The sequence below is a fragment of the Mesorhizobium sp. L-8-3 genome, from assembly GCF_016756615.1.
Lineage (GTDB): Bacteria > Pseudomonadota > Alphaproteobacteria > Rhizobiales > Rhizobiaceae.
On record NZ_AP023262.1, the window covers coordinates 2,988,517 to 3,011,347 of the forward strand.

Sequence of the window (22,831 nt, forward strand, 5' to 3'; positions counted from 1 at the left end):
ATTTTTCCGTGGCCTCGGAACTAGATATTATTATCTCCCATTCACCATTCACCATTCACCACCCGGCACAAACGCATCGAACGCCGCCAGCAGCTGCTCGCGGAAGAAGTCGGCCTCCTGCAGGATCTCATGGCGGGCGCCGTCGATGGTCAGTACCGAGGCGGTCTTGAGCCGGCGGGCATAAGCCTCGATGGCCGGGGTCGAAACGACGGCGTCGGCGCCGGCCGCGATCAGCAGGATCGGGATGCGCATCCTGGCGAGGAATTCCGGCTGCTGCACGCGTTCGGAGGCCCGGCAGGCCGCATGGATCCAGGCGACGGTAGGCCCGCCCACGGCGAGGCCGGGATGGGTCTCGTAGATGAGCGCGTTGCGCCTGTAGCGCGCCGGGTCCGATGTCAGCACATTGCCTTCGAAAGGCGGCGTTTCGCGGGGGCGCGGGCCGCGGCCGAGATAGATGGTGCCGAGGCCGAGGCTGTAGAGGAAGGCCGAGACCCGGCGCACCGACGTCATCGGCAGCGGGAATCCGGCCAGCGCGAGCAAGGGCACGCACAACACCATGCGCTGAATTCGGTTGATCATCGCCGGTGAGGCGAGCAGGGCGACCAGGCCGCCGGTCGAATGGCCCAGCACGCTGAAGGGGCCGCGGCAATCGGGCAGCACGATCTCGGCAAAGAATTGCTCGAGATCCAGAACATAATCCTGGAAGTCCTCGACATATCCCTTGGCGGGATTGCGCAACAGCCGGTCCGAGGCGCCCTGACCGCGCCAGTCCAGCGTGGCGACGGCGAAGCCGCGTGCGGCAAGGTCCCCGATCGTCTCGAAATATTTCTCGATGCACTCGTTGCGGCCGGCGAGCAGGATCACCGTGCCTTTCAGCGGCCGTACCCTGGTATCGAACAAGGCGTAGCGGATCTTCCTGCCGTCCCGTGCAGTGAGGAATCCGGCACGGGCATCGTCCGGCGCCGGGTTGCCCGGGATCTCGAAGAAGCCGGTGCCGACGGCAGGGCTGTCGTGGCTGAGATCTGAGGCGTCCATGACGAAGGTGATAAGAAGCGCCGCGCCCAAAAGCAAAGGAAAAGGTGGCGGGCCGGAAGCGGGGGCCCGCTTCCGGCCTCTGTCGATCCGGGGGAGAGGGAACGGAACGCCCGGCTCGGCTTCGTCGCGGCGGCTTGTCCGTCGCTGTCCTTTGTCCCGAACACTGTAGCCAATGCGCCTGAATGCCGTCCGAAAGGCCGGTTCATGCTGCGTTCACGTCGAGAAGACCGGCGGCGCGCACAGTCTTGAAATCGGGCGGGCGGGCACCCAGATCATGGATGCGGCCGCCGGAACCGGGGCCGCTGACCCCCAGGGAAACGCCAGAACGGGTTTCCGAGAGCGGTCAGAACGCCATGTTGCTCAACAGGAGAACAGAACCATGCGTCATGTTGATTTTTCGCCCCTCTATCGCTCGACCGTCGGTTTCGACCGGCTGTTCACCATGCTCGACTCGCTCGGCCAGCCCGAGGGCGGCCAGAGCTATCCGCCCTACAATATCGAGCGCACCGGTGAGGACGCCTACCGCATCAGCATGGCCGTTGCCGGCTTCTCGGAAGACGAGATTTCGATCGAGGCCCATCGCAACGTGCTGACGGTGAAGGGCGAGCGCAAGGAGGAGAACACCGGCGAAGGCTCCGAGCTGCTTTATCGCGGCATCGCCTCCCGCGCCTTCGAGCGTCGTTTCCAGCTTGCCGACCATGTCGACGTGACCGGCGCCGCGCTCAAGAACGGGCTCCTTCACATCGATCTCAAGCGCAACATTCCGGAAGAGCTGAAGCCTCGCAAGATCGAGATTTCGGTTGCTCCCGCGAAAGCCAAGCAGATCGAGGCCTCGGTCAACTAAACAGAGCTCCATTCCAGGAGTTCGGCGGCGCCTTCGGGCGCCGCTTTCATTAGCGGGGTTTGCCGCAATCGCAGTATCCGAGGCCTGTCAGGCTATCAGTTCGCCAAAGCGCTCGACCTCGTCCGCAGTCGTGCGGAAACTCGTCACGAAACGATAGAGCCCTTCGTTTTCACCGATCCCGTCGCCGAAGCCATGCGGGATCGCCCAAGGGTAGAATACAGCGCCCTTTTCCTGCAGTGCCTTCGCCAAGGCATTGTCGATCACCGCAAAGAGTTCGTTGGCATCCGGCTCCCAGGCCAGCCGCAACTTGCGTGACGCGCGTATGCGATCCGCCAGACGCGCGGTCATGGCGTTGGCGTGGCGGGCCGTCTCCAGCCAGAGGTCGTCGCGGAAATAGGCGTCGAACTGGGCGGCGACAAAGCGCGACTTGGAGAAAAGCTGCGCGGCGCGCTTGCGGATGAAAGCCAGTTCCTTCGCCTTGGCGAGGTCGAAGAGCACGATCGCCTCCGCGCACCAGCAGCCGTTCTTGGTGCCGCCGAATGAAATGAGGTCGACGCCTCGTTTCCACGTCATCTCGGCCGGGGTTGTCCCGAGCGCGACCAGCGCGTTGGCAAAGCGCGCACCGTCCATATGGAGGGGCACGTCGTGGCGCCTGGCTACCGCAGCGATTTCCGCGATCCGGTCGAGATCGTAGACCGTTCCGATCTCGGTCGCCTGGGTGATCGACACGGCCGCCGGCCGGCCGCCATGGACGAATTCGGGGTCGAACCTGGCCATTGAGCGCTCGAGTTCGGCCGGGTCGATGCGGCCGAATGCGCCGGGCACGCGAAACATCCTGCTGCCGCCGGTCAGATACTCCGGCGCGCCGCATTCGTCTTCCAGCATGTGGGCTTCGTGGTGGGCAAAGGCCACGCCGCCGGGACGGCTCGCCAGGGCCATGGACAACGAATTGGCGGCCGTGCCGGTCGCGACGAAGAAGATCGCCACCTCGCGTTCGAACAGGGTGCTGAAGCGATCCTGGACAGCATGGTCGAGCTCGCTCGATCCGTAGGCCGAAGCATAGCCTCCGGCGTTGGCCGCCAGGCTTTCGGTGATTTTCGGATGGGCCCCGGCCCAGTTGTCGGATGCAAAGATCATCGGTTCTTCCAGATGGCTGTCTATCGGCTTTCCGCCGCGGACCATGTGCGGTTTTGTCCGCCAAGTTCAAGGGCCGGGGGGCACAAAACAATTGGATCCGGTAGCCGGTCGATGGGCCCCCGGGACGGAAGCGCTGGAGCGGGACCATCGCCCTGCAGCATGTCGCGTGAGAAAGGATTCGCGCGACGTATTGTAGCTTCTTGATATGGCGCATGTCTTTTCCCCGAAAACCGCTGCACAGTTTCGGGAGACTTGCTTTTGGCGGTGGCGGTCGGCCTTCGGCGGCGTCGGGTTGTCAGCGCCAGCGCTCGACGCCTTGCGCCTCGGATCTGCGCCTGACGAATTCGCGCATCAGGGGCGCGAAGAACGCCTTGCTGAATTGCCCTAGCGGGGGAACCGGCTCAAGGTGAAAGGACCGGCCTACGATGTCGGTGTTGTAGTCGTCAAAGATGATCCAGAGCCGCAGTGCGCTGTCGAGGCCCGCGCGCCGCTTCTCGATCTCGGGGATCTCGACGGCGAATCGTCCGGGCTGCGGCGGCTGGCTGGTGATCGGAAAGAGGACAAGCAAATCCTCGCCCTTTGGCCTGGGCAGACGGAACCCGACGGCGGTCGGCCGGTCCTTTCGCCCTGCAGTCTCGCCTTTGACCGCCTCCCGTGTCCATAGATAGGCGAAGCGAATGACGCAACCGGATCGGATTGCGTCATAGCTCATGAGTCGATGCCTTCCTGCTCATAGCGGGCCAATTCGGTCTTGATCTCTTCGAACAGGTCATCGGGCATCGTTTCGAGCGTCCCGGTTGTACGGGTGTCGGCCCGCTCGATGAGGCGTCGGTAATCCTCGATGCTGAGCAGGACCAGGCGAGGCTTGCGACGCTGGGTGATGGTGACCGGATGGCGCATCGCGTCCGCGATGATGTCTCCGGATTTCCGCGATAGGTCACTGGTTGAATAGGTGTTCATGGCGCATACCCCTGTTAATGCCGTAATTTACAGCAATGCGGTAAATTCCGCAATTAGCGGACTCCCATCCCGCCTCCGATTGAGGCGGCTCCTAGAACCGGGTTTTTATCCTCGGAAGAAGCGAGGCGCAGCCATCGTAGAGGCGCAACCCTTTTGGTCAGGTTGGTCAGGCGAAAGATGCGCGGCCCTGGGCGATTGGAACGATTCTTTCGATCAAGACTGCCGCAGACCCGAATCAGAAAATTATGATCCGAAGCGCCATTGCGAAATTTTATTTCGTCATTGGGATGCCGAACTTAACTTTGTATCTTGATGCCCGGGCCGATTTCTGCCATACGGGAGATAGGACAGTAGTGCTGTCTTAATTATCGACGCAAGCTTGCCGGATAAGGCGTATAGTGACGCCGTCCGGCTTGCTGCGCGCCTGGCGGTCGCCGGTTCGCTTCGATGCGACCGTCGCCGCGGCCGAGGGCGGGAATGTGCCGGTCCCACCGGTGTTCCCGCCATTTGCAGGACATGCCGCATGAGCACGAGAAGCCGGGCGCTTCACGGACCATGCCGGCCCGACGAAAACGCCCGGGACGGGCTCGAACGGAGGAAGGGACGACGATGACGGAAGTGGCGCCATCTGTGACGACGGAATTCTTGCCGGCCGCGCAGACGAAAGCGGCCGCCGTCGAGAAAAATACCCTCCGAGGCCTCTACGATCCACGCAACGAGCATGATGCCTGCGGTGTCGGCTTCATCGCCCAGATGAAGAACGTCAAGTCTCACCAGATCGTCAGGGATGGTCTGGCGATGCTGGAGAACCTCACCCATCGCGGCGCCGTGGGCGCCGACCCCCTGATGGGCGATGGCGCGGGCGTGCTCGTGCAGATTCCCGACCGCTTCTTCCGCGAGGAGATGGCGAAGCAGGGCATCGAGCTGCCGGAGCCGGGCCAATACGGCGTGGGCCATTGGTTCATGCCGCGGGATCCGGCGATGCGCGCCCATATCGACGAGATCATCGCCGAGTCGGCGCAGTCCGAAGGCCTGCCGCTGCTGGGCTTCCGCGACGTCCCCGTCGACAATTCCTCGCTTTCCAAGGCGCCCGACATCGCCGCGGCCGAGCCGTTCCATCGCCAGGTGTTCATCGGGCGCACCCCCGATATCGAGGACGACGAGGAATATGAGGCGCGCCTCTATCTGCTGCGCAAGGTCATCTCGGGCCGCATCTATGCCGAGAACAACAACCGCGACATTGGCGCCTACAGCGTGTCGCTGTCGGCGCGCACCATCGTCTACAAGGGCATGTTCCTGGCCTACCAGGTCGGCGCCTATTACAAGGACCTTTCCGATCCGCGCTTCGAGACGGCGCTGATCCTGGTCCACCAGCGTTTCTCGACCAACACCTTCCCGTCGTGGAAGCTGGCGCATCCCTACCGCATGGTCGCCCATAACGGCGAGATCAACACGGTGCGCGGCAACAACAACTGGATGGCGGCGCGCCAGGCTTCCGTCGACAGCGAGCTGTTCGGCAACAACATCTCCAAGCTGTGGCCGATCTCCTATGAAGGGCAATCGGACACGGCCTGCTTCGACAATGCGCTCGAGTTCCTGTTCCAGGGCGGCTACTCGCTGGCGCATGCCATGATGATGTTGATCCCGGAGGCCTGGGCCGGCAACAAGCTCATGGATGCCGACCGCAAGGCGTTCTACGAATATCACGCCGCATTGATGGAGCCGTGGGACGGCCCGGCCGCCGTGGTCTTCACCGACGGCCGGCAGATCGGTGCGACGCTCGACCGCAACGGCCTGCGGCCGGCGCGCTACATCGTCACCGACGACGACCGGGTGATCATGGCCTCAGAGGCAGGCGTGCTGCCCGTCGCCGAGGAGAAGGTGGTGCGCAAGTGGCGCCTGCAGCCGGGCAAGATGCTGCTGATCGACCTGGTCAAGGGGCGCATCGTCTCGGACGACGAGATCAAGTCCGAGGTTGCCGCCAGGCATCCCTACAGGCAGTGGCTCAAGAACACCCAGCTCATCCTCGAAGAGCTGAAGCCGGTCGAGCCGCGCGAGCTGCGCAGGGACGTCAGCCTTCTGGACCGCCAGCAGGCCTTCGGCTACACGCAGGAGGACATCAAGCTCTTGATGTCGCCGATGGCGACGACCGGACAGGAGGCGGTCGGCTCGATGGGCACCGACACGCCGATCTCGGCGATGTCGGACAAGGCGAAGCTGCTCTACACCTATTTCAAGCAGAACTTCGCCCAGGTCACCAATCCGCCGATCGATCCGATCCGCGAGGAACTGGTGATGAGCCTGGTCTCCTTCATCGGGCCGCGGCCGAACATCTTCGACCTCGTCGGCAGTTCGCGCCGCAAGCGGCTGGAGGTGCGCCAGCCGATCCTGACCAATGCCGATCTCGAGAAGATCCGTTCGATCGGCCATACCGAGGACCGCTTCGACACCAAGACAATCGACATCACCTATTCGGCGACCGAGGGAGCGGCCGGCATGCCGGCCGCGATCGAGCGGCTGTGCGAACGCGCCGAGGCGGCGGTTGCGGGCGGCTACAACATCATCATCCTGTCCGACCGCCAGGTCGGCCCGGACCGCATCGAGATCCCGACGCTGCTCGCCACCGCGGCCGTGCACCATCACCTGATCCGCAAGGGCCTCCGCACGGCAGTCGGCCTGGTGGTGGAATCCGGCGAGCCGCGCGAGGTGCATCATTTCTGCTGCCTCGCCGGCTATGGCGCGGAGGCGATCAATCCCTATCTCGCCTTCGACACGCTGCTTGACATGCACAAGCGCGGCGAACTGCCGCCCGAGGTCGACGCCAACGAGGTCGTCACGCGCTACATCAAGTCGATCGGCAAGGGCATATTGAAGGTGATGTCCAAGATGGGCATCTCGACCTACCAGTCCTATTGCGGCGCGCAGATCTTCGATGCCGTCGGGCTGAAGTCGGACTTCGTCCAGAAGTACTTCACCGGCACGGCCACCACCATCGAAGGTGTCGGGCTGGAGGAGATCGCGGAAGAAACCGTCAGCCGCCACGCGGCGGCCTTCGGCGACGATCCCGTGCTGCGTAATGCGCTGGAGGTGGGCGGCGAATATATGTTCCGCATGCGCGGCGAGGCGCATATGTGGTCGCCGGATGCCGTGGCCACGCTGCAGCACGCCGTGCGCAAGGGCTCCTGGGCGACCTTCAAGGAGTATTCCGAGCAGGTCGACAGCGAGACCGCCGCGGCCCAGAACATCCGCGGCCTGTTCCGGTTGAAGCTCGCCGGCGAGATCGGCCGCGACCCGGTGGCGCTGGATGATGTCGAGCCGGCGTCCGAGATCGTCAAGCGCTTTTCGACCGGGGCGATGTCCTTCGGTTCGATCTCGCGCGAGGCCCACACCACGCTTGCCCGCGCGATGAATGCGATCGGCGGCAAGTCGAACACGGGCGAGGGCGGCGAGGAGCCGGACCGCTATCTGCCGCTGCCTGGCGGCGGGGCCAATCCGGAACGCTCCGCGATCAAGCAGGTGGCATCGGGCCGCTTCGGCGTGACGACGGAATATCTTGTCAATTCCGACGTCATGCAGATCAAGATAGCGCAGGGCGCCAAGCCGGGCGAGGGCGGTCAGTTGCCGGGCCACAAGGTCGATGCGACGATCGCCAAGACCCGCCATTCGACGCCCGGCGTCGGACTGATCTCGCCGCCGCCGCATCACGACATCTATTCGATCGAGGATCTGGCGCAGCTCATTTACGACCTGAAGAACGTCAATCCGGCCGCCGACGTTTCGGTGAAGCTGGTATCGGAAGTGGGCGTCGGCACGGTGGCGGCCGGTGTCGCCAAGGCGCGCGCCGACCACATCACCATTTCGGGCTATGACGGCGGCACCGGCGCGTCGCCTTTGACATCGCTCAAGCATGCGGGCTCGCCCTGGGAGATGGGGCTCGCGGAGACGCATCAGACGCTGGTGCTCAACGGGCTGCGCTCGCGGGTCGCGCTGCAGGTCGATGGCGGCCTGCGGACCGGCCGCGACGTCGTCATCGGCGCGCTGCTCGGCGCCGACGAATTCGGCTTCTCGACCGCGCCGCTGATTGCGGCGGGCTGCATCATGATGCGCAAGTGCCACCTCAACACCTGCCCGGTCGGCGTGGCCACCCAGGATCCGGTGCTGCGCAAGCGCTTCAAGGGCACGCCGGAGCACGTCATCAACTTCTTCTTCTACGTGGCGGAGGAGGTTCGGCTGCTGCTCGCGGATATGGGCTTCACCCGGCTCGACCAGATCATCGGCAACACCGACCTCGTCGAGAAGCGGGAGATGATCGACCACTGGAAGGCGAAGGGTCTGGATTTCTCGCGGGTCTTCTTCAAGCCCGATGCGCCGGCCGAGGCCACCCATTGGACCGAGCGGCAGAAGCATCCGATCGACGACGTGCTCGACCGCAAGCTGATCGAGGCAGCGAGGCCGGCGCTGGAATCGAAGCTGCCCGTGCGCATCGAAATGCCGATCCGCAATGTCGACCGTTCGGCCGGCGCCATGCTGTCGGGCGAGGTCGCGAGGCGCTACAAGCACAAGGGCCTGCGCGAGGACACGATCTCCGTGAGGCTGACCGGTACGGCTGGCCAGTCCTTCGGCGCCTTCCTGGCGCGCGGCATCTCCTTCGATCTCGTCGGCGACGGCAACGACTATGTCGGCAAGGGCCTGTCGGGCGGCCGCATTGTCATCCGTCCGCCGGAGAACAGCGGTATCGTCGCCGAAGAGTCGATCATCGTCGGCAACACCGTGCTTTACGGCGCGACCGAGGGTGAGTGCTATTTCCGCGGCGTCGCGGGCGAGCGCTTCGCGGTCCGCAACTCGGGCGCGGTCGCCGTCGTCGAGGGCGTGGGCGATCACGGCTGCGAATACATGACGGGCGGCGTCGTCGTGGTCATCGGCAAGACCGGCCGCAACTTCGCCGCCGGCATGTCGGGCGGCGTCGCCTATGTGCTCGACGAGGAAGGCGATTTCGCCGAGCGCTGCAACATGGCGATGGTCGAACTCGAGCCCGTGCCCGAGGAAGACGACATGCTGGAGAAGCTGCATCACCATGGCGGCGACATCGCGCATAAGGGCCGGGTCGACGTGTCGGGCGACATGACCAAGCATGACGAGGAGCGGCTGGTGCAGCTCATCTCCAACCACATGCATTATACCGGCTCGACCCGCGCGAAAGCCATTCTCGAGAACTGGGCGACCTACCGGCCGAAATTCCGCAAGGTCATGCCGGTCGAATATCGCCGCGCGCTGATCGAGATGGAGCGCATGCGCATGGGCGTGGCGGCGGAATAGCGTCGCGACAATCTGGCTCGCCGTCCGGCCCGGCTCGGGCTGGACGGCGCGTGCACAGCGCTTCTAAAAGAGCGAACCCCGAAACAGAGACCTGCCGCAGGCAGGCTTGATGCTCGAGAGTTGGAACTGCAATGGGCAAGGTGACAGGCTTTCTCGAAATCGATCGGCAGGTGCACAAGTACCAGCCGGCCTCCGACCGCATCCGGCACTTTCGCGAGTTCACGTTGCCGATGTCGGACAAAGAGGTCGAGAAACAGGCCGCCCGCTGCATGGATTGCGGCGTGCCCTACTGCCATGGACCGACGGGCTGCCCGATCCACAACCAGATCCCGGACTGGAACGACCTCGTCTACAATGGCGACTGGGACAACGCGATCCGCAACCTGCACTCGACCAACAACTTCCCCGAATTCACCGGCCGCATCTGCCCGGCGCCCTGCGAGGAGGCGTGCACGCTGAACCTCGAGGACATCCCGGTCGCCATCAAGACGATCGAGCAGGCGATCGCCGACAAGGCCTATGAGAGCGGCTATGTGCGCCCTTATCCGGCGGACAAGAAGACCGGCAAGCGTGTGGCCGTCATCGGCTCCGGACCGGCCGGCATGGCAGCGGCCCAGCAGCTCGGCCGTGTCGGGCACGACGTGCATGTCTACGAACGCGAAAGCCGTCCCGGCGGTCTGCTGCGTTTCGGCATTCCCGACTTCAAGATGGAGAAGCACTATATCGACCGCCGCATCGTTCAGATGGCAGGCGAAGGTGTGACATTCCACTGCGGCGTGAACGTCGGCGTCGACAAGAAGGTGTCGGAACTTCTCGCCGAATATGACGCCGTGCTCTATTGCGGCGGCTCTGAGACCCCGCGCCCGGCGGGCATCCCCGGCGTCGAACTCGAAGGGGTGCACGACGCGATGCCCTATCTGGTGCAGCAGAACAAGCGTGTGGCCGGCGAGGACATCCAGTCGGTGGCCTGGCCGGCGCAGCCGATCCTGGCCGGCGGCAACCATGTCGTGGTGGTCGGTGGCGGCGATACGGCGTCGGACTGCGTCGGCACGGCATTCCGCCAGGGCGCGGTGCGTGTCACCCAGCTCGATATCCGGCCGCAGCCGCCCGAGAAGGAAGACAAGCTCTCGGTCTGGCCCTACTGGGCGACGAAGATGCGCACTTCCTCCTCGCAGGCCGAGGGCGCGGAGCGGGAATTCCAGGTCGCGACGCTGGAGTTCCTCGGCGAGGACGGCGTGCTGATGGGCGTCAAGTGCTGCGAGGTCGACGAGAAGCGCAAGCCGATCCCGGGTACCGACTTTGTGATCCGGGCCGACCTGGCCTTCATCGCCATCGGTTTCTCCGGCCCGATCGACGGCGGTGTCGTCGCCGAGATGGGCGACAGGCTGGCGGTTACGGTCGACGCTCGCCGCTCGACCAACGTCAAGGCGAACGACCGCGACTACCGGACGAGCGTCGACGGCCTGTTCGCCGCCGGCGACGTGCGTCGCGGCCAGTCCCTGGTGGTCTGGGCGATCCGCGAAGGACGACAGGCCGCGCGTTCAATCGACGAGTTCCTCACGGGCGCGTCGGTTCTGCCGCGGTAGCGGCGCGGGTTCGATAGCGTCGGAGGCGCTGGGCGGGCCTCCGACGAGTTCGGTCAGGGTGGCTCCCCGCTTGTGCAAGGCGCCTGGGCTCCGGCCGTCAGGCGTCGCGCTTGCTTTGTTGTACCTGTTCGCGTACAATTCAAAACATGCGTACCACCTCCTACAGCGACCTTCGCAGGAATCTCGCGGCCATGATCGACCGGGTCAATGCCGATCATGAGCCTGTTATAATCACACGCGACCGCGGCAAGCCTACGGCGGTGTTGATGTCGATGGAGGACTTCGCCTCCTATGAGGAAACTCGGTATCTGCTGAAGAGTCCCCGCAACGCGGAGCGACTTGCCGAATCGATCGCAGAGCTTGACGCGGGCAAGGGAACGAAGCGTGAGCTTTCGGAGTGAAACTCATCTTCAGCGAGCGCGCCTGGGAGGACTGCCTCCATTGGCAGACCCATGACCGCAAGCTGCTCCTGCGCATAAACGATCTCATCAAAGAGTGCAGCCGGACGCCGTTCGCCGGCAGCGGCAAGCCGGAACCGTTGCGCGGCGCCCTATCCGGCTGGTGGTCGCGGCGGATCTCTCGGGAGCACCGGCTGGTGTACCGACCCACCGAGGAGGGGCTGCTGATCGCGCAGTGCCGGTATCATTATTGATTGCCAAGCTTGTCTCAGCGATCGCACGCCTCATCGTCGCCCTTCGACATTCCCATCAGGATGGCTGACCGCCAGCCGAGCCGGCTGACGGTGCGGGCGCCGCCGCGACGGTCGGCGACTGTTCCGTCAGAATGATGCCGGCAAGTGTCGTTGAGACTGTGTCGGCTTGGACTCAGCGCCGGGTGCCGCTGGTCGTGGCGGCCTGCGAGGTCGCGGTGGGCGCTGCTGGCGGCGCGGCCGCCGCCACCGACGGCGTTGCCGGTTGGCCGAAATCATCGGCGCGGCCCGGCGTGGGAGCCGGAGCGAGCCCTTCGATCGCGAGGCGCTCTGCCGCGTTGCGGGCATCGCCCTTGCCCTCGATCTTCTGGCCGAGAAGCTCCGAGCCGCCGTCGAGTTGCGGGTCGTCCAGCGCGATGGGCGGCGTCCTGTCGACCGGCACGGCCGATCCGGACCCCGCGTCGGGAAGTGCCGCGATGCCGGGCGCCGCCGCGCCGGCGCCGAGACCGAGGATCTTGTTCAGAGGCTTCTCCGTATAGAAGGCCACCTTGCGCTTGCCGGCCTTGCTGAGATTGATGCCGTCGGCGGAGCGCAGCCTGACGGCCTGTCCGTTGATATCGGGACCGCTGGCGACGTAAGCACCGTTCTCGTCGACAAAGCCGTCCCAGATATCGACGAAAGTCGCCTCGGCGGCTTCGGCAGCCTGGCTGTATATGCCGTTGAGCGCGAGCATGTCGGACAGCATCTTCTTGGACTGGAAGGACGGCTGTCCGACCCAGATCAGCGGCACCTCGCGCTCGCTCACCGCTGCCGCGAAGGCCAGGGCTCGCGCCTGATATTCCCTGGTCCAGCTTTCGCTGAGCGGCGCCTCGCGTGTAGTCCCCACGCGCATCTGCTGGCGATCGTTCGAGCCGAGCATGGCGACCACCACGACAGGCTTTTCCTCGTCGATCAGCTTCTCGACCTCGGTCGGCCAGTCGTAATAGTCGCTGCGCACGAAACCGGACGAGCCTTTCGTCCTGTCGATCACCCTGACCTCTGGGTTCTCGGCGAAGACGGCCTCGAGGCCTTCCGCGAGGCCCGAGCCCATGAAATCGCCGACGACCAGCACGGCTTGTGCGGTCTGCGACTTGTCAACGACGACGATCTCCGGTTCCGGCGACGGCCTGGGGCGGACCTTTGCCGACTTCTTACGCGTCTTTTTTGAGCCGGCGGCCGGCCGCTGCGGCCGGACCTGTTCGGCCCCCCTGTCGCTGCGGCCAAACAGGAGCTCGAGCAGGTTGCGCGGCCTGCGCTGCTGCTCCTGCGCCAGGGCGGACGGCGCGGCGATTGCAATCGCAGTCAACACGACCAGCATCACGGGGATCGCGTGCGACAGGCGCCATCCTTTCCGCGATCCCGGCACGCGTCATCTCCCTGTTCCAAATGGCCCGGATGCCGAGACATCCGGGCGACTTCAATTGCCGGCGCGGCGACCCGGGCCGCCTGGTTTTCGCGCCAGCCGGCGCAACCCAAAGCCGCGCGCTCCAACGCCGATCTTGTCGACCGCCGATGATCCTACTGGCCGCGCAGCTTCGACAGGACTTCCATGCTGGGATGACCGTCCTGCGTCAAGCCGGCCTGTGCCTGGAACGCCTTGATCGCGTTCCTCGACCCTTCACCGATCTTGCCATCGAGCTTGCCGTCATAATAGCCGTGGGTCGAGAGCCTCTTCTGCAACTCCTGCTTCTCTGCGAAGCTCAGCTTGGTGAATGGCCGGCTCCAGTCCTGCACGAGGCCGCCATAGCCGGCGATCTCGTCGGCCAGCAGGCCGACGGCCAGGGCATATTTGTCGGCATTGTTGTACCTCTTCAGCACGAAGAAGTTCTTGGTCGCCAGGAAGGCTGGACCCCGCCGGCCGTCCGGAACCTTCAGCGTGGCGCTGTCGCTGCCGCGCTTGAACGGCTTTCCGCTGGCGCGGGTGACGCCGAGGCTCTGCCATTTGGACAACGACAAGGAGCCGCCCGGCAGCTTGCCGGCGGGAAGGTTGACCTCGTAACCCCAGGTCTTGCCCGCCTGCCAGCCATTCTTGCGCAGGAGATTGGCCGCGGTCGCCAGGGCGTCAGGCACCGAATTCCAGATGTCGCGCTTGCCGTTTCCGTCGACGTCGACGGCATAGGCCTGGTAGCTGGTCGGAATGAACTGGGTATGGCCCATGGCACCGGCCCAGGAGCCGGTGAGATGGCTTTCGTCGATGTCGCCGCTCTGCAGGATCTTCAGCGCGGCGATGAGCTGGGTGCGCGCGAATTTGGCGCGTCTCTTGTCGGCATAAGCGAGCGTGGCGAGCGAACGCACGACGTTGCGCATGACCTTGTCGTTCTTGAGGATCTCGCCATAGTTCGATTCCATCGACCAGATGGCGAGAAGAATGTAGCGGTCGACACCGTATTTCGCCTCGATGCGGTCGAGCCACGGCTTCCACTGCCTGGCCATCTGGCGGCCGACGGCAATCGAATGCTCCTGCACCCTGTTGTCGAAATAGTCCCACACCGGCGCCGTGAATTCAGGCTGGTAGCGGGCCTTCTCGAGCACCTCGGGGTCGATATCCTTCACATTGCGGAAAGCGCGATCGAACGTGGTGCCGGAAATGCCGCTTTGCATCGCGGACGAGCGGAAGCTGCGCACCCAGTTCTGGAAACCGGCATCGGCCGACGCGGTTGACGGAGCAAGCAGCAAGGCTGCAGCCAGACCGGCGGCGGCGAAGGCCGAGGTGAGGCGGCTGGCGGCTTTGCGAACAGGCATCAAATCCTCCTGAGTCTTCATGAAGGGATCATTCAACGCCGAACCGGTTAGGAATGAGTTTACCATAGCATCTTTTGCGCCTAATAAACTCATCAGGAAGCTGCTTCATTGCGCCCAATTCCGCATTCGGCGGCGCACGGTCCGTGAAGCGGCCCGGGGGGACAACTTCGAACATGACAGCATGGCGGCCACGTTCGACACTCCGGTGGCGATCTCCAGCTGTTCGAGGCGAATTGGCACTGACGCAATGAGACGGAACCCTCCAATCCCTTCCCACAGGCATCACGTCGATAAACTTCAATTCAGGCGCGAAGATGTCGTGGGAAAGCCAGTATTTCAGTCGACCGTAACCGGATGTTCCAACGCATGAAAAGAGTTCGCAAGGCCGTCTTTCCCGTCGCCGGTCTCGGCACGCGCTTCCTCCCCGCCACCAAGGCCGTTCCCAAGGAAATGCTGACCGTCGTCGACCGGCCGGTGATCCAATATGTGGTCGACGAGGCCAAGGAGGCCGGCATCGAGCACTTCATCTTCGTGACCGGCCGCAACAAGACGGTCATCGAGGATCATTTCGACGTGCAGTTCGAGCTCTACAACACCCTGGCGCAGCGCGGCAAGGATGACCAGCTCGCCAAGCTGCAGCAACTGCAGCCGACGCCGGGCCAGACCAGCTACACGCGCCAGCAGGTGCCGCTCGGCCTCGGGCATGCCGTCTGGTGCGCGCGCGATCTCGTGGGCGACGAACCCTTCGCCCTGCTCCTGCCCGACATGATCATGCAGTCCGACAGGGGCTGCCTGAAGGACATGGTCGAGCTCTACGCGCGCACTGCCAACAACATCATCGCCGTGCAGGAATGCGACCCGGCCGAAGCCCACAAATACGGTATCGTCGGCAAGGGGCGGGATGCCCATACCGGCTTCGAGATCACCGGGATGGTCGAGAAGCCGAAACAGGGAACCGCGCCGTCCAATCTCTACATCAACGGACGCTATATCCTGCAACCCGAGATCTTCAGCATATTGGAGAAGCAGGAGCGAGGCGCCGGAAACGAGATCCAACTCACCGACGCGATGCTGAAGCTCGCGGACAGCCAAGCCTTCTACGGCTACCACTTCAAGGGCCGGACCTTCGATTGCGGATCGCCGGAAGGCTTCGTCGAAGCCAATGTTGCTTTCGCGCTCTGGCGGTCCGACATGCGCCCGAGGCTCGCTGACACGATCGAGCAGTTGGTCGAGGAATCCAAGTCGCGCTAAGCGGACATTCCTTGGCAAGCCAACACGGTACACGACAGTGGTCGCGGCGGCATGGCGAGATGAGAACATCGAAGGTCGAGAATCTTCGAGATCGCCACATCACGGCGCCCTCGACCACTCTGTCGTCTGCGATGACCGGTAGCGCATGATGTGCCGGCTGGCCGGAAGCAGCCCCATATCGCTGCCCCATTCTCGGGCCCGGAGGCGAGCGCAGCGAGCCGCAGTGACTCGAGAATCCATGCCGTGAGATCGCGGACGACTGCTTCGGTGCAGAATATGTGCAGGTCTGGGCGGTGGATCGGGGATTCCTCTTCCTCGACCGCCGGCGGTCTCCGGAGCTGTCACGGCATGGATCCACGGGTCGTCGCGCTCTCCGCTTCGCTGCGTGCGCTCGCCCGTGGATGACGAAGCGGGTAAGTCGCCGCTGATCACCCGCCACTGCTCTGTCGTGTACTGCGGCAAGCCAACGGATCGTCTGCTTAGGCCTTTGTTTTGTCGCCGATTCTTGTCGGAAAACCGTGGGACACTTTTCCAGAATCTGCTTAGGCGGGGCAAGCCTCAACGCTGCATGCGGAGGCCGACGAAGACGCTGTTGACCTGGTAGTCGCGGTCCGGAAGGCTGCTCGTCTGCTGCTCGTGCCGAAGCCGGCCGGTCAGGCCGGCATAGCGGTTGAACCAGTAGGTGAGGCCGGTTTCAGCGCTGAATATCACGTCGTCCCCGTCGATCCCTGTGTAGTCGCGATAGCCGAGGCCGAACGCCAGGTTGCCGGTGAGGTTGGAGCGCATCTGGCGCTCGAGGTTCAGCCGGCCGGCATAAAGCACCGAGCCGCTCTCGCCTGGTGTCGTGGCGCCTTCGACCGTCGTTTCACCGATCAGCCCCACCGTAGTGCCGCGAAGAGGCGACCAGGCCAATTCGGCCGAGACGCTCGGCGCCGAAATCGGCGCCAGCCGCGGGTCGTCGAATGTCTCCTCGATCCAGCCGGCGGAGACCTCGCCCGAGAGTTTCTCGCCGAGGTCGATCTCGACGCCGGCACGCAAGCCCAAGAGGTTGCCCGAACGTTCGTAGCCGGCGTCATCTACCCGTTGCTCGTAGATGCGCCGCCCGACCTGGGCCTCGACGAAGGGCGTGACGGCGGGCGAGATCTCGTAGCCGCCGCGCAGCGCCAGCGTGCCGAGGGTCGAGTTGCGATCCTGCTGGGAAAGCACCTCGCCGGTCGATAGCTGGGCGTCGCCATACCAGTCGCGTTCGGCGGCGCCGGTGAGGCCGAAACGGAACTTGCCGATGTCCTTCTCCACGCCGAGGCTGCCCGCAAGCGTCTGGCGGATCGGGCGTTCCGCGGTGCCTTCGATGGTGACCGGAGAGGATGCCGATTCAGGTGCGATCACGTAGCCGAGGGCAGCGAGCGCCTGGTATTCGTTGCCGAGATCGAGCTGCAGCGTGCCGTCGATGCCGGCCGGCTTCTCGTCGAGTTCGGCGCCGGAGATCGATTTGCGGAAGGTGCCGAAGGCATTGAACGTCGCTAGGTTGCTCGACCAGTCCGAAACCGCGTTGAGACGAAGTGTCGTCTCCGACAGAACGGCCGACTGTGGCTGCGGCTCGTAATTGGCGTTGGAGGTCCAGGTGATGCCGCTTTCGACGGTCGGGGTGACGATGAAGGAGCCGAGCCGCAGGCCGAGCGGCGCATAGGGATCGTCGTCGGCCTGGCGCGCGAGCGTCTCGATCGCCGCGGCGCGTTCTGCCCTGGGATCGACGCGCAGATCGAGATCGTCGTCGATACGGCCGGTGCGGACGGTGCCGGTCGGCGTCTCGTCGACCGGTTCGGCGCGTTCCGTCGGCTGCCTGGCTTCTGCCGGCTCCTCCGCAGTGGCCGCCACGTTGCGGGCGGGTGCGGCGCGCTGGCGGGCTGCTTCGGCTCGTTGCCGTGCCGTCGTGGGCGGCCTTGCCTGTTCCTGCGTCGCATCCTCGTCGAAAGTGTCGTCCGGGTTCTCCTCCCGGAACAAGGAACGCTGCGCCCGTGCCGGTTGCCGCTGTTGCTCGTCAGGAACGGCACCGGGGCTGACCGGCTGATATCGTGGCGTCGGAATGCCCGCTTCGGCTGGCTGCGGATCAAGCGGCGAAGGCCGTTGCGCCAACTGCTGCCGGCCGAGCAACTCGTTGTTGATATTGTCTTCAGTGACTGCGCCGCGCAGGGGCGAGGTCTCCTGTGCCCAGGCAGCACCGATCGACGCCGCGGTTCCCGCGGCCAGGAACAGGGCGTGGAGCAGTACGCGGTTTGCTGCGGGCCGTACCCCTGACATTTTCACCTTGGCTGCCTGAACGGGCGCAGAAGCGCCATGCTTACTGAACCGTAAATTGCGATGGTTAACGGAGGGTTGAGGAACGCCCCCGCCAGAGGCTGGACGTGCAACCCGCCCTGGCCGCGGGCAATGATCAATGGACAGCTTCGACCGAACGCGCTAAGCGCTTCAGCCATGCACACAGGCAGCTTGAAGAAGGCGGCAGACCGGGAGGCCGGTGGCTTGAGGAAGACGGCGAACAGGGAAGCGGCGATCGCTTCCGCGCTGAGGACCGTGACGGTCGAGCAGGCAGGCCTCTCCGCCCTGGCCGCGGCGCTGGATAACGGGCTCGCCGAGCCTTTCGGCCAGGCGGTCGAACTCCTGTCCGCCATCCCGGGGCGCGTGATCGTCACCGGCGTCGGCAAGAGCGGGCATATCGGGGCGAAGATCGCTGCCACGCTCGCCTCCACAGGCACGCCGGCCTTCTTCGTGCACTCGGCCGAGGCGAACCACGGCGATCTCGGCATGATCTCGCGCGGCGACGTCGTCCTTGCCCTGTCCTGGTCGGGCGAGACCACCGAGCTCAAGAGCATCGTGGCCTATGCGCGCCGCTTCTCCATACCGCTGATCGCCGTGACAGCCGGAGAGACGTCGACGCTGGCGCGCGAGGCGAGCGTTGCGATATGCCTGCCACGAGCCGCCGAAGCCTGCCCGCACGGCCTGGCGCCGACCACCTCGGCACTGATGCAACTGGTCGTCGGCGACGCGCTCGCGATCTCGCTGCTGGAAGCACGGGGCTTCACGCCGGAGCATTTCCGTACTTTCCATCCGGGCGGTCAGCTCGGCGCCAACCTCACCCAGATCCGCGACGTCATGCATATCGGCGAGAAGCTGCCGCTGGTGACCTCCGGCTCGGACATGAGGGATGCGATCGTCGAGATTTCAAGCAAGGGCTTCGGATGCGTGGCGATCATCGCGGCTGACGGACGCCTTTCGGGGATCATCACCGACGGCGACCTGCGCCGCAGCATCGGCAAGGATCTGCTGGCGATGACGGTGGATGAGGTGATGACGCGAGCGCCCAAGACGGTCAACCCGGACACGCTCGCAGCCACCGCGCTGCAGATCATCAACTCCTCCGCCATCACGACCTTGATGGTGGTCGAGAAGGACAAGCCGGTCGGCATCGTGCACCTGCACGACCTCTTGCGGATCGGGGTCGCCTGAGAGGGGCCGCTGGGCGCCGTCGCGCCACGCATCGGAGATGGATGCCTAATCCGCTGGCCGATGCTGATGCCGCTATTCCAATGGAACCGTTGTTGCTGCCTCTCATCCGGCTGCTGTCCAGCGGATGAGAGGCAGCACGACCGACAAAGTTCATGAAGGACGGTGCTACCTGGTCGTCGCCTTGAACTTGCCCATGAGATAGGGCCCTGACCGGACCGGCTCGTATCTGGGTGTCTCGCCGGCGCCCAGGCAGGCATCCAGCACGACGATCTCGGCATCCCAGTTGGGCTGGTGGAAGAAGGCCATGGACTGGCGACGATCCATGCCGCCTTCATCCGCCGGAGGATTTACCACGCGGTGCACGGTGGAGACCCATCTGTCGTTGGTCCAGCGCGCCATCAGATCGCCGATGTTGATGACGAAGGCGCCCGGGATCGGCGGCACCGGCGTCCACGCTCCGTCCGGCGTGATGATCTCCAGTCCGCGCGAGCCAGCCTGCGGCAACAGGATGGTAAGGCTGCCATAGTCGGTATGGGCGCCGGCACGGATCTGGCCGGGTTTCGGCGGCACGTGCTGTTCCGGATAGTTGAGGGCGCGCAGTGCGCTGATCGGCGCGTCGATGAAGCGGTCGAAATAGGTCTCCGGAAGCTCGAGCGCGGTCGCGAACAGCCGCATGACGCGCATGGCGAGATCCTCGAGCGCGGCGTAGTAGTCCCTCCAGGCCGCGACGAAGCCGTCCGGCGCCTCCGGCCAGATGGTCTCGGCATAGCAGAAGGCGAGCGCCTCGGGATCGTTCATGCCCTCGGGCACCCTGAGCGGGCCGCCGTTGAAGCTCTCCTTGAGGTCCGGCGGGGAATCGATATTGCGGGACCTTGCGAGGGCTTCCAGCTCCGGCCCGAGATAGCCGTAGGGATAACCCTTGTACGGGGCCTTGGCGCGTTCCTTTTCTTCCGCCGGAAGATCGAAGAAGGCGCGCGCCTTCGACCATGCGGCATCGATCACGGGCTGCGGAACGCCGTGATTGGTGATGGCCAGGAAGCCGGTCGTGCGACAGATCCTGTCTACTTCGGCCCCGAGCGCCTTTTTCTCCCCGGGACCGGCCTTTTCGAACCGCCCGAGATCGAATACGGGGAATGTCGAAGCCTGCATCTTGATCCTCCAGTCGTGCCTGCAGTCGGTTTACCGCGAACCGTCGCCCGCGGCCGCGATGCGCGCGGCGAGCGCCGCATTGTTGAGCACCAGCGCGATGTTGGCCTCGAGGCTCTTGCCCGAAGTCAGCTCGTTGAGCCGTGCAAGCAGGAAGGGCGTCACCTCCTTGCCCGATATGCCGCGCTGCCGCGCCTCCTCGACCGCCGCCGCGATGGTGGCATCGATCCCGGAATGATCGAGTGCGGCAGCTTCAGGAATAGGATTGGCAATGAGCAGGCCGGTGCCAGATCCCAGACGATGATGGAGCGCGATCGTCCGGGCGATCGCCTCCGGCGTGTCGAGCCGCTGGTCGACATGGACGCCGCTGTGCCGCGTATAGAAGGCCGGGAACTCGGTCGAGCCGAAGACGATCACAGGCACGCGCTGCGTTTCCAGATATTCGAGCGTCTTGGGGATATCCAGGATCGACTTCACGCCCGCGCAGACCACCGTCGTCGGCGTATGGCCGAGTTCGGTCAGGTCGGCCGAGATGTCGAAGGTCGCTTCCGCCTCGCGGTGGACGCCGCCTATGCCGCCGGTGGCGAAGATGCCGATGCCGGCGAGCTCGGCGATGCGCATCGTTGCCGAGACCGTGGTGCCGGCCGAACCTCCGGCCGCGAGCACGCAGGCGAGGTCGCGGGACGAGGCCTTCACCACGCTTTTGTCATCGCCGAAACGCTCGAGCATCTCGGCGTCCAGTCCGGCACGCAGCACGCCATCGAGCACGGCGATGGTGGCCGGCACGGCGCCGTTCGCGCGAACGGTCGCCTCGACGGCGCGCGCGGTCTCGACGTTTTGCGGAAATGGCATGCCGTGGGAGATGATCGTGGATTCCAGCGCGACGACTGGCTTGCCTTCCGCCAGGGCGTCGGCGACTTCCTCGCTCAGCGTCGGGCGTAGTGGTTCATGGCGCATGGTCGGCTCCGCTAGCAAGCCGGCTCCTGGACCTTTCCAGGAAGTCCGGCGACAGTTCGTGATGGACGGATAAATGGCTCTCGGTCGTCCTGGCCGCCAGGAGACATCCCGTGCGGACAGCCTCGAAAAGGTCCTCGCCGGAAAGCAGGCTGTACAGGGTACCTGCGATCAACGCGTCGCCTGCGCCGGTCACGTCGACCGGATGGGTTTCGATCGACGGACAATGTTTCACACCATCGGCGGTGGCGATAAGCGCCCCCTTGCTTCCCCGGGTGATGACGACGCTTTCCGGTCCTCGGGCCCGCAACGCGACCGCCGCAGCCTCGGGTGCAAGAGACGTGTCCGCGAGATACTCGGCCGCTTCGTCCATGTTGAGGAACAAAAGGTCGAGGCCGCTGAGATCGGCCGGCAGGCGGTGCACCTTCGGCGCCGACACGGCATCGATGGCCAGCCTGAAACGGGCCGAACGCTTGCGTGTGACAAGCTGCTCCAGGAGCTCTGCCGTCGCGTTGCAATCGGCGAAGACCCAGGAAGAGGAGGCGAGGCTCGACCAGACGCCGTCGAGGAATGCGCCGGTGAGGTTGTCGAAGATGCCCATGTCGGCGAGGCCGACGACGAGGCTGCTGTCCGGAGCCACGACGGCAACATATTCCGCGGTCGAGCCGTCCTGTTGCGCCACCACGGCGGTCGTGTCGCAGCCGAGATTGCGCATATGGCTCACCAGGGCTCGTCCGGCATCGTCGTCGCCGACGATCGAGGCGAGGCCGGTGCTGACGCCGAGGCGGGTCAGGCTCTCGCAGACGTTGCGCGCCACGCCGCCGAAACTGCGCTGGCTGGAGACAGGGTTCGAGGTTTCCAGCATCACCGCCCTCGCGGCGTGATACTTGCGGTCGACGACCGCGCCGCCGAGACACAGGATGCGCTTCGCGTCGGGAAGGACGTAGCCCCGCCCGAGGATATAGCCCTTGTTGCCGAGCGAGACGATATGGGCCGCCACGGTCGAGCGGGCGAGGCCGAGCGCGGCGGCGATCTCCGACTGGCTGATGAACGGGTTCGCGGCGATCGCCGCCAGAACAGCGCGCTCCTGCTGGCCGAGTTGGTGATTGTTCATGCGACCTCCCGACGAGGTCGCATCATTATAAACTGATGTTTATTGTGTCAACTATTGTTTGAGGGCGGCTTCGCCCGACGTCTCGACAGCCTCGACCACCAGTTCCAGGTCGAGATCGGTCGCCGCCGTCACCTTCACCTTGACGCCGGCGGGAAGGTCGGGCCCGGAGACCCGCCAGATCGTGTCGCCGATCCTGACGCGGCCGCGCCCGTCGACGATCGGTTCCGTCAAGGTCGCGATGCGACCGACCAACTGGTCGCCGCGACGATTGAGCAGCGGCTGGTCGGTATGATCGCCTTTGCCCGCCATGATCTTCTTGCCGGCATAGGCGGCGACCAGCGACAGCAAGAGAAACACCAGCACCTGAACCTGCCAGGTCCAGAAGCCGGCGTGCCACAGGAAGAGCGACATTGCGCCGGTCGCAAGCGCGGCGAGCCCGATCCACAACAGGAACACGCCCGGAACGAGGATCTCCAGGGCAAGCAGCACGAAGCCGAGAACCATCCAGTTCCAGGGGCCCAGCTCGGAAAGAAGGCTCTCGATCATGACGGCCT

At 64.8% G+C, this 22,831-nt stretch carries 18 protein-coding genes; 7 read left to right on the forward strand and 11 right to left on the reverse strand.

Annotated features, from left to right (window positions below):
- Positions 1–48: 48 nt before the first annotated feature.
- Positions 49–1,035 carry an alpha/beta fold hydrolase gene (locus tag JN302_RS14030; RefSeq protein ID WP_202333296.1) on the reverse strand — a complete coding sequence of 329 codons (987 nt, stop codon included), beginning with the start codon at positions 1,033–1,035 and terminating at the stop codon, positions 49–51.
- Positions 1,036–1,414: 379 nt separating this feature from the next.
- On the opposite strand from JN302_RS14030, the gene JN302_RS14035 reads away from it, so the two are divergent.
- On the forward strand, positions 1,415–1,879 hold the full coding sequence (locus JN302_RS14035) for an Hsp20 family protein (RefSeq protein ID WP_202312925.1): 465 nt from the start codon (positions 1,415–1,417) through the stop codon (positions 1,877–1,879).
- Positions 1,880–1,966: 87 nt separating this feature from the next.
- On the opposite strand, the gene JN302_RS14040 is transcribed toward JN302_RS14035, so the two are convergent.
- The 3 genes from JN302_RS14040 to JN302_RS14050 form a co-directional block, all read right to left on the reverse strand.
- Positions 1,967–3,016 (reverse strand): threonine aldolase family protein, encoded by a 1,050-nt coding sequence (locus JN302_RS14040; RefSeq protein ID WP_202312927.1) that lies wholly within the window; start codon positions 3,014–3,016, stop codon positions 1,967–1,969.
- Positions 3,017–3,311: 295 nt separating this feature from the next.
- Entirely contained in the window at positions 3,312–3,728 is a 417-nt protein-coding gene (locus tag JN302_RS14045) for a hypothetical protein (RefSeq protein ID WP_202333297.1), read from the reverse strand.
- The gene (locus JN302_RS14050; protein ID WP_202333298.1) at positions 3,725–3,976 is read right to left on the reverse strand and encodes a type II toxin-antitoxin system prevent-host-death family antitoxin; all 252 of its coding nucleotides are present in this window, start codon (positions 3,974–3,976) and stop codon (positions 3,725–3,727) included. The genes JN302_RS14045 and JN302_RS14050 overlap by 4 nt, the downstream gene beginning before the upstream one ends.
- 609 nt (positions 3,977–4,585) lie before the next feature.
- On the opposite strand from JN302_RS14050, the gene gltB reads away from it, so the two are divergent.
- The 4 genes from gltB (at position 4,586) to JN302_RS14070 (ending at position 11,530) form a co-directional block, all read left to right on the forward strand.
- The gene (gltB, locus tag JN302_RS14055) at positions 4,586–9,292 is read left to right on the forward strand and encodes a glutamate synthase large subunit (protein ID WP_202333299.1); all 4,707 of its coding nucleotides are present in this window, start codon (positions 4,586–4,588) and stop codon (positions 9,290–9,292) included.
- Positions 9,293–9,423: 131 nt separating this feature from the next.
- Positions 9,424–10,878 carry a glutamate synthase subunit beta gene (locus tag JN302_RS14060; RefSeq protein WP_202333300.1) on the forward strand — a complete coding sequence of 485 codons (1,455 nt, stop codon included), beginning with the start codon at positions 9,424–9,426 and terminating at the stop codon, positions 10,876–10,878.
- Between the two features lie 146 nt (positions 10,879–11,024).
- Entirely contained in the window at positions 11,025–11,279 is a 255-nt protein-coding gene (locus JN302_RS14065) for a type II toxin-antitoxin system Phd/YefM family antitoxin (protein WP_202333301.1), read from the forward strand.
- Complete coding sequence (locus tag JN302_RS14070; protein WP_202333302.1) at positions 11,276–11,530, forward strand: Txe/YoeB family addiction module toxin; 255 nt, start codon at positions 11,276–11,278, stop codon at positions 11,528–11,530. Before JN302_RS14065 ends, JN302_RS14070 begins: the two co-directional genes overlap by 4 nt.
- Before the next feature lie 172 nt (positions 11,531–11,702).
- Here JN302_RS14070 and JN302_RS14075 read toward each other — a convergent pair whose 3' ends face one another.
- Both JN302_RS14075 and JN302_RS14080 read right to left on the reverse strand, forming a co-directional pair.
- Positions 11,703–12,932, reverse strand: coding sequence for an SGNH/GDSL hydrolase family protein (locus JN302_RS14075; RefSeq protein ID WP_244846326.1), 1,230 nt, complete (start codon positions 12,930–12,932; stop codon positions 11,703–11,705).
- 152 nt (positions 12,933–13,084) lie between these two features.
- Positions 13,085–14,308 carry a lytic murein transglycosylase gene (locus JN302_RS14080; RefSeq protein ID WP_202333303.1) on the reverse strand — a complete coding sequence of 408 codons (1,224 nt, stop codon included), beginning with the start codon at positions 14,306–14,308 and terminating at the stop codon, positions 13,085–13,087.
- Positions 14,309–14,674: 366 nt separating this feature from the next.
- Here JN302_RS14080 and galU point away from each other — a divergent pair, with 366 nt between their 5' ends.
- Positions 14,675–15,559, forward strand: coding sequence for a UTP--glucose-1-phosphate uridylyltransferase GalU (gene galU, locus JN302_RS14085; RefSeq protein ID WP_202333304.1), 885 nt, complete (start codon positions 14,675–14,677; stop codon positions 15,557–15,559).
- A gap of 558 nt (positions 15,560–16,117) precedes the next feature.
- Here galU and JN302_RS14090 read toward each other — a convergent pair.
- Positions 16,118–17,857 carry an outer membrane beta-barrel protein gene (locus JN302_RS14090; protein WP_202333305.1) on the reverse strand — a complete coding sequence of 580 codons (1,740 nt, stop codon included), beginning with the start codon at positions 17,855–17,857 and terminating at the stop codon, positions 16,118–16,120.
- A 174-nt stretch (positions 17,858–18,031) separates the two neighbouring features.
- Here JN302_RS14090 and JN302_RS14095 point away from each other — a divergent pair, with 174 nt between their 5' ends.
- Positions 18,032–19,063: a KpsF/GutQ family sugar-phosphate isomerase gene (locus tag JN302_RS14095; protein WP_202312947.1), complete on the forward strand. Its 1,032-nt coding sequence runs from the start codon at positions 18,032–18,034 to the stop codon at positions 19,061–19,063.
- Positions 19,064–19,228: 165 nt separating this feature from the next.
- Here the strand turns inward: JN302_RS14095 and JN302_RS14100 are convergent, their stop codons facing one another.
- Genes JN302_RS14100 through JN302_RS14115 form a run of 4 tightly spaced genes read right to left on the reverse strand, consistent with a single transcriptional unit; the run spans position 19,229 to position 22,823 of the window.
- Positions 19,229–20,212: an isopenicillin N synthase family dioxygenase gene (locus JN302_RS14100; RefSeq protein ID WP_202333306.1), complete on the reverse strand. Its 984-nt coding sequence runs from the start codon at positions 20,210–20,212 to the stop codon at positions 19,229–19,231.
- Between the two features lie 30 nt (positions 20,213–20,242).
- Complete coding sequence (locus tag JN302_RS14105) at positions 20,243–21,166, reverse strand: pseudouridine-5'-phosphate glycosidase (protein WP_202312951.1); 924 nt, start codon at positions 21,164–21,166, stop codon at positions 20,243–20,245.
- Positions 21,156–22,277 carry a carbohydrate kinase gene (locus JN302_RS14110; RefSeq protein ID WP_202333307.1) on the reverse strand — a complete coding sequence of 374 codons (1,122 nt, stop codon included), beginning with the start codon at positions 22,275–22,277 and terminating at the stop codon, positions 21,156–21,158. Before JN302_RS14110 ends, JN302_RS14105 begins: the two co-directional genes overlap by 11 nt.
- 51 nt (positions 22,278–22,328) lie before the next feature.
- Positions 22,329–22,823: an NfeD family protein gene (locus JN302_RS14115; protein WP_202333308.1), complete on the reverse strand. Its 495-nt coding sequence runs from the start codon at positions 22,821–22,823 to the stop codon at positions 22,329–22,331.
- Positions 22,824–22,831 lie beyond the last annotated feature (8 nt).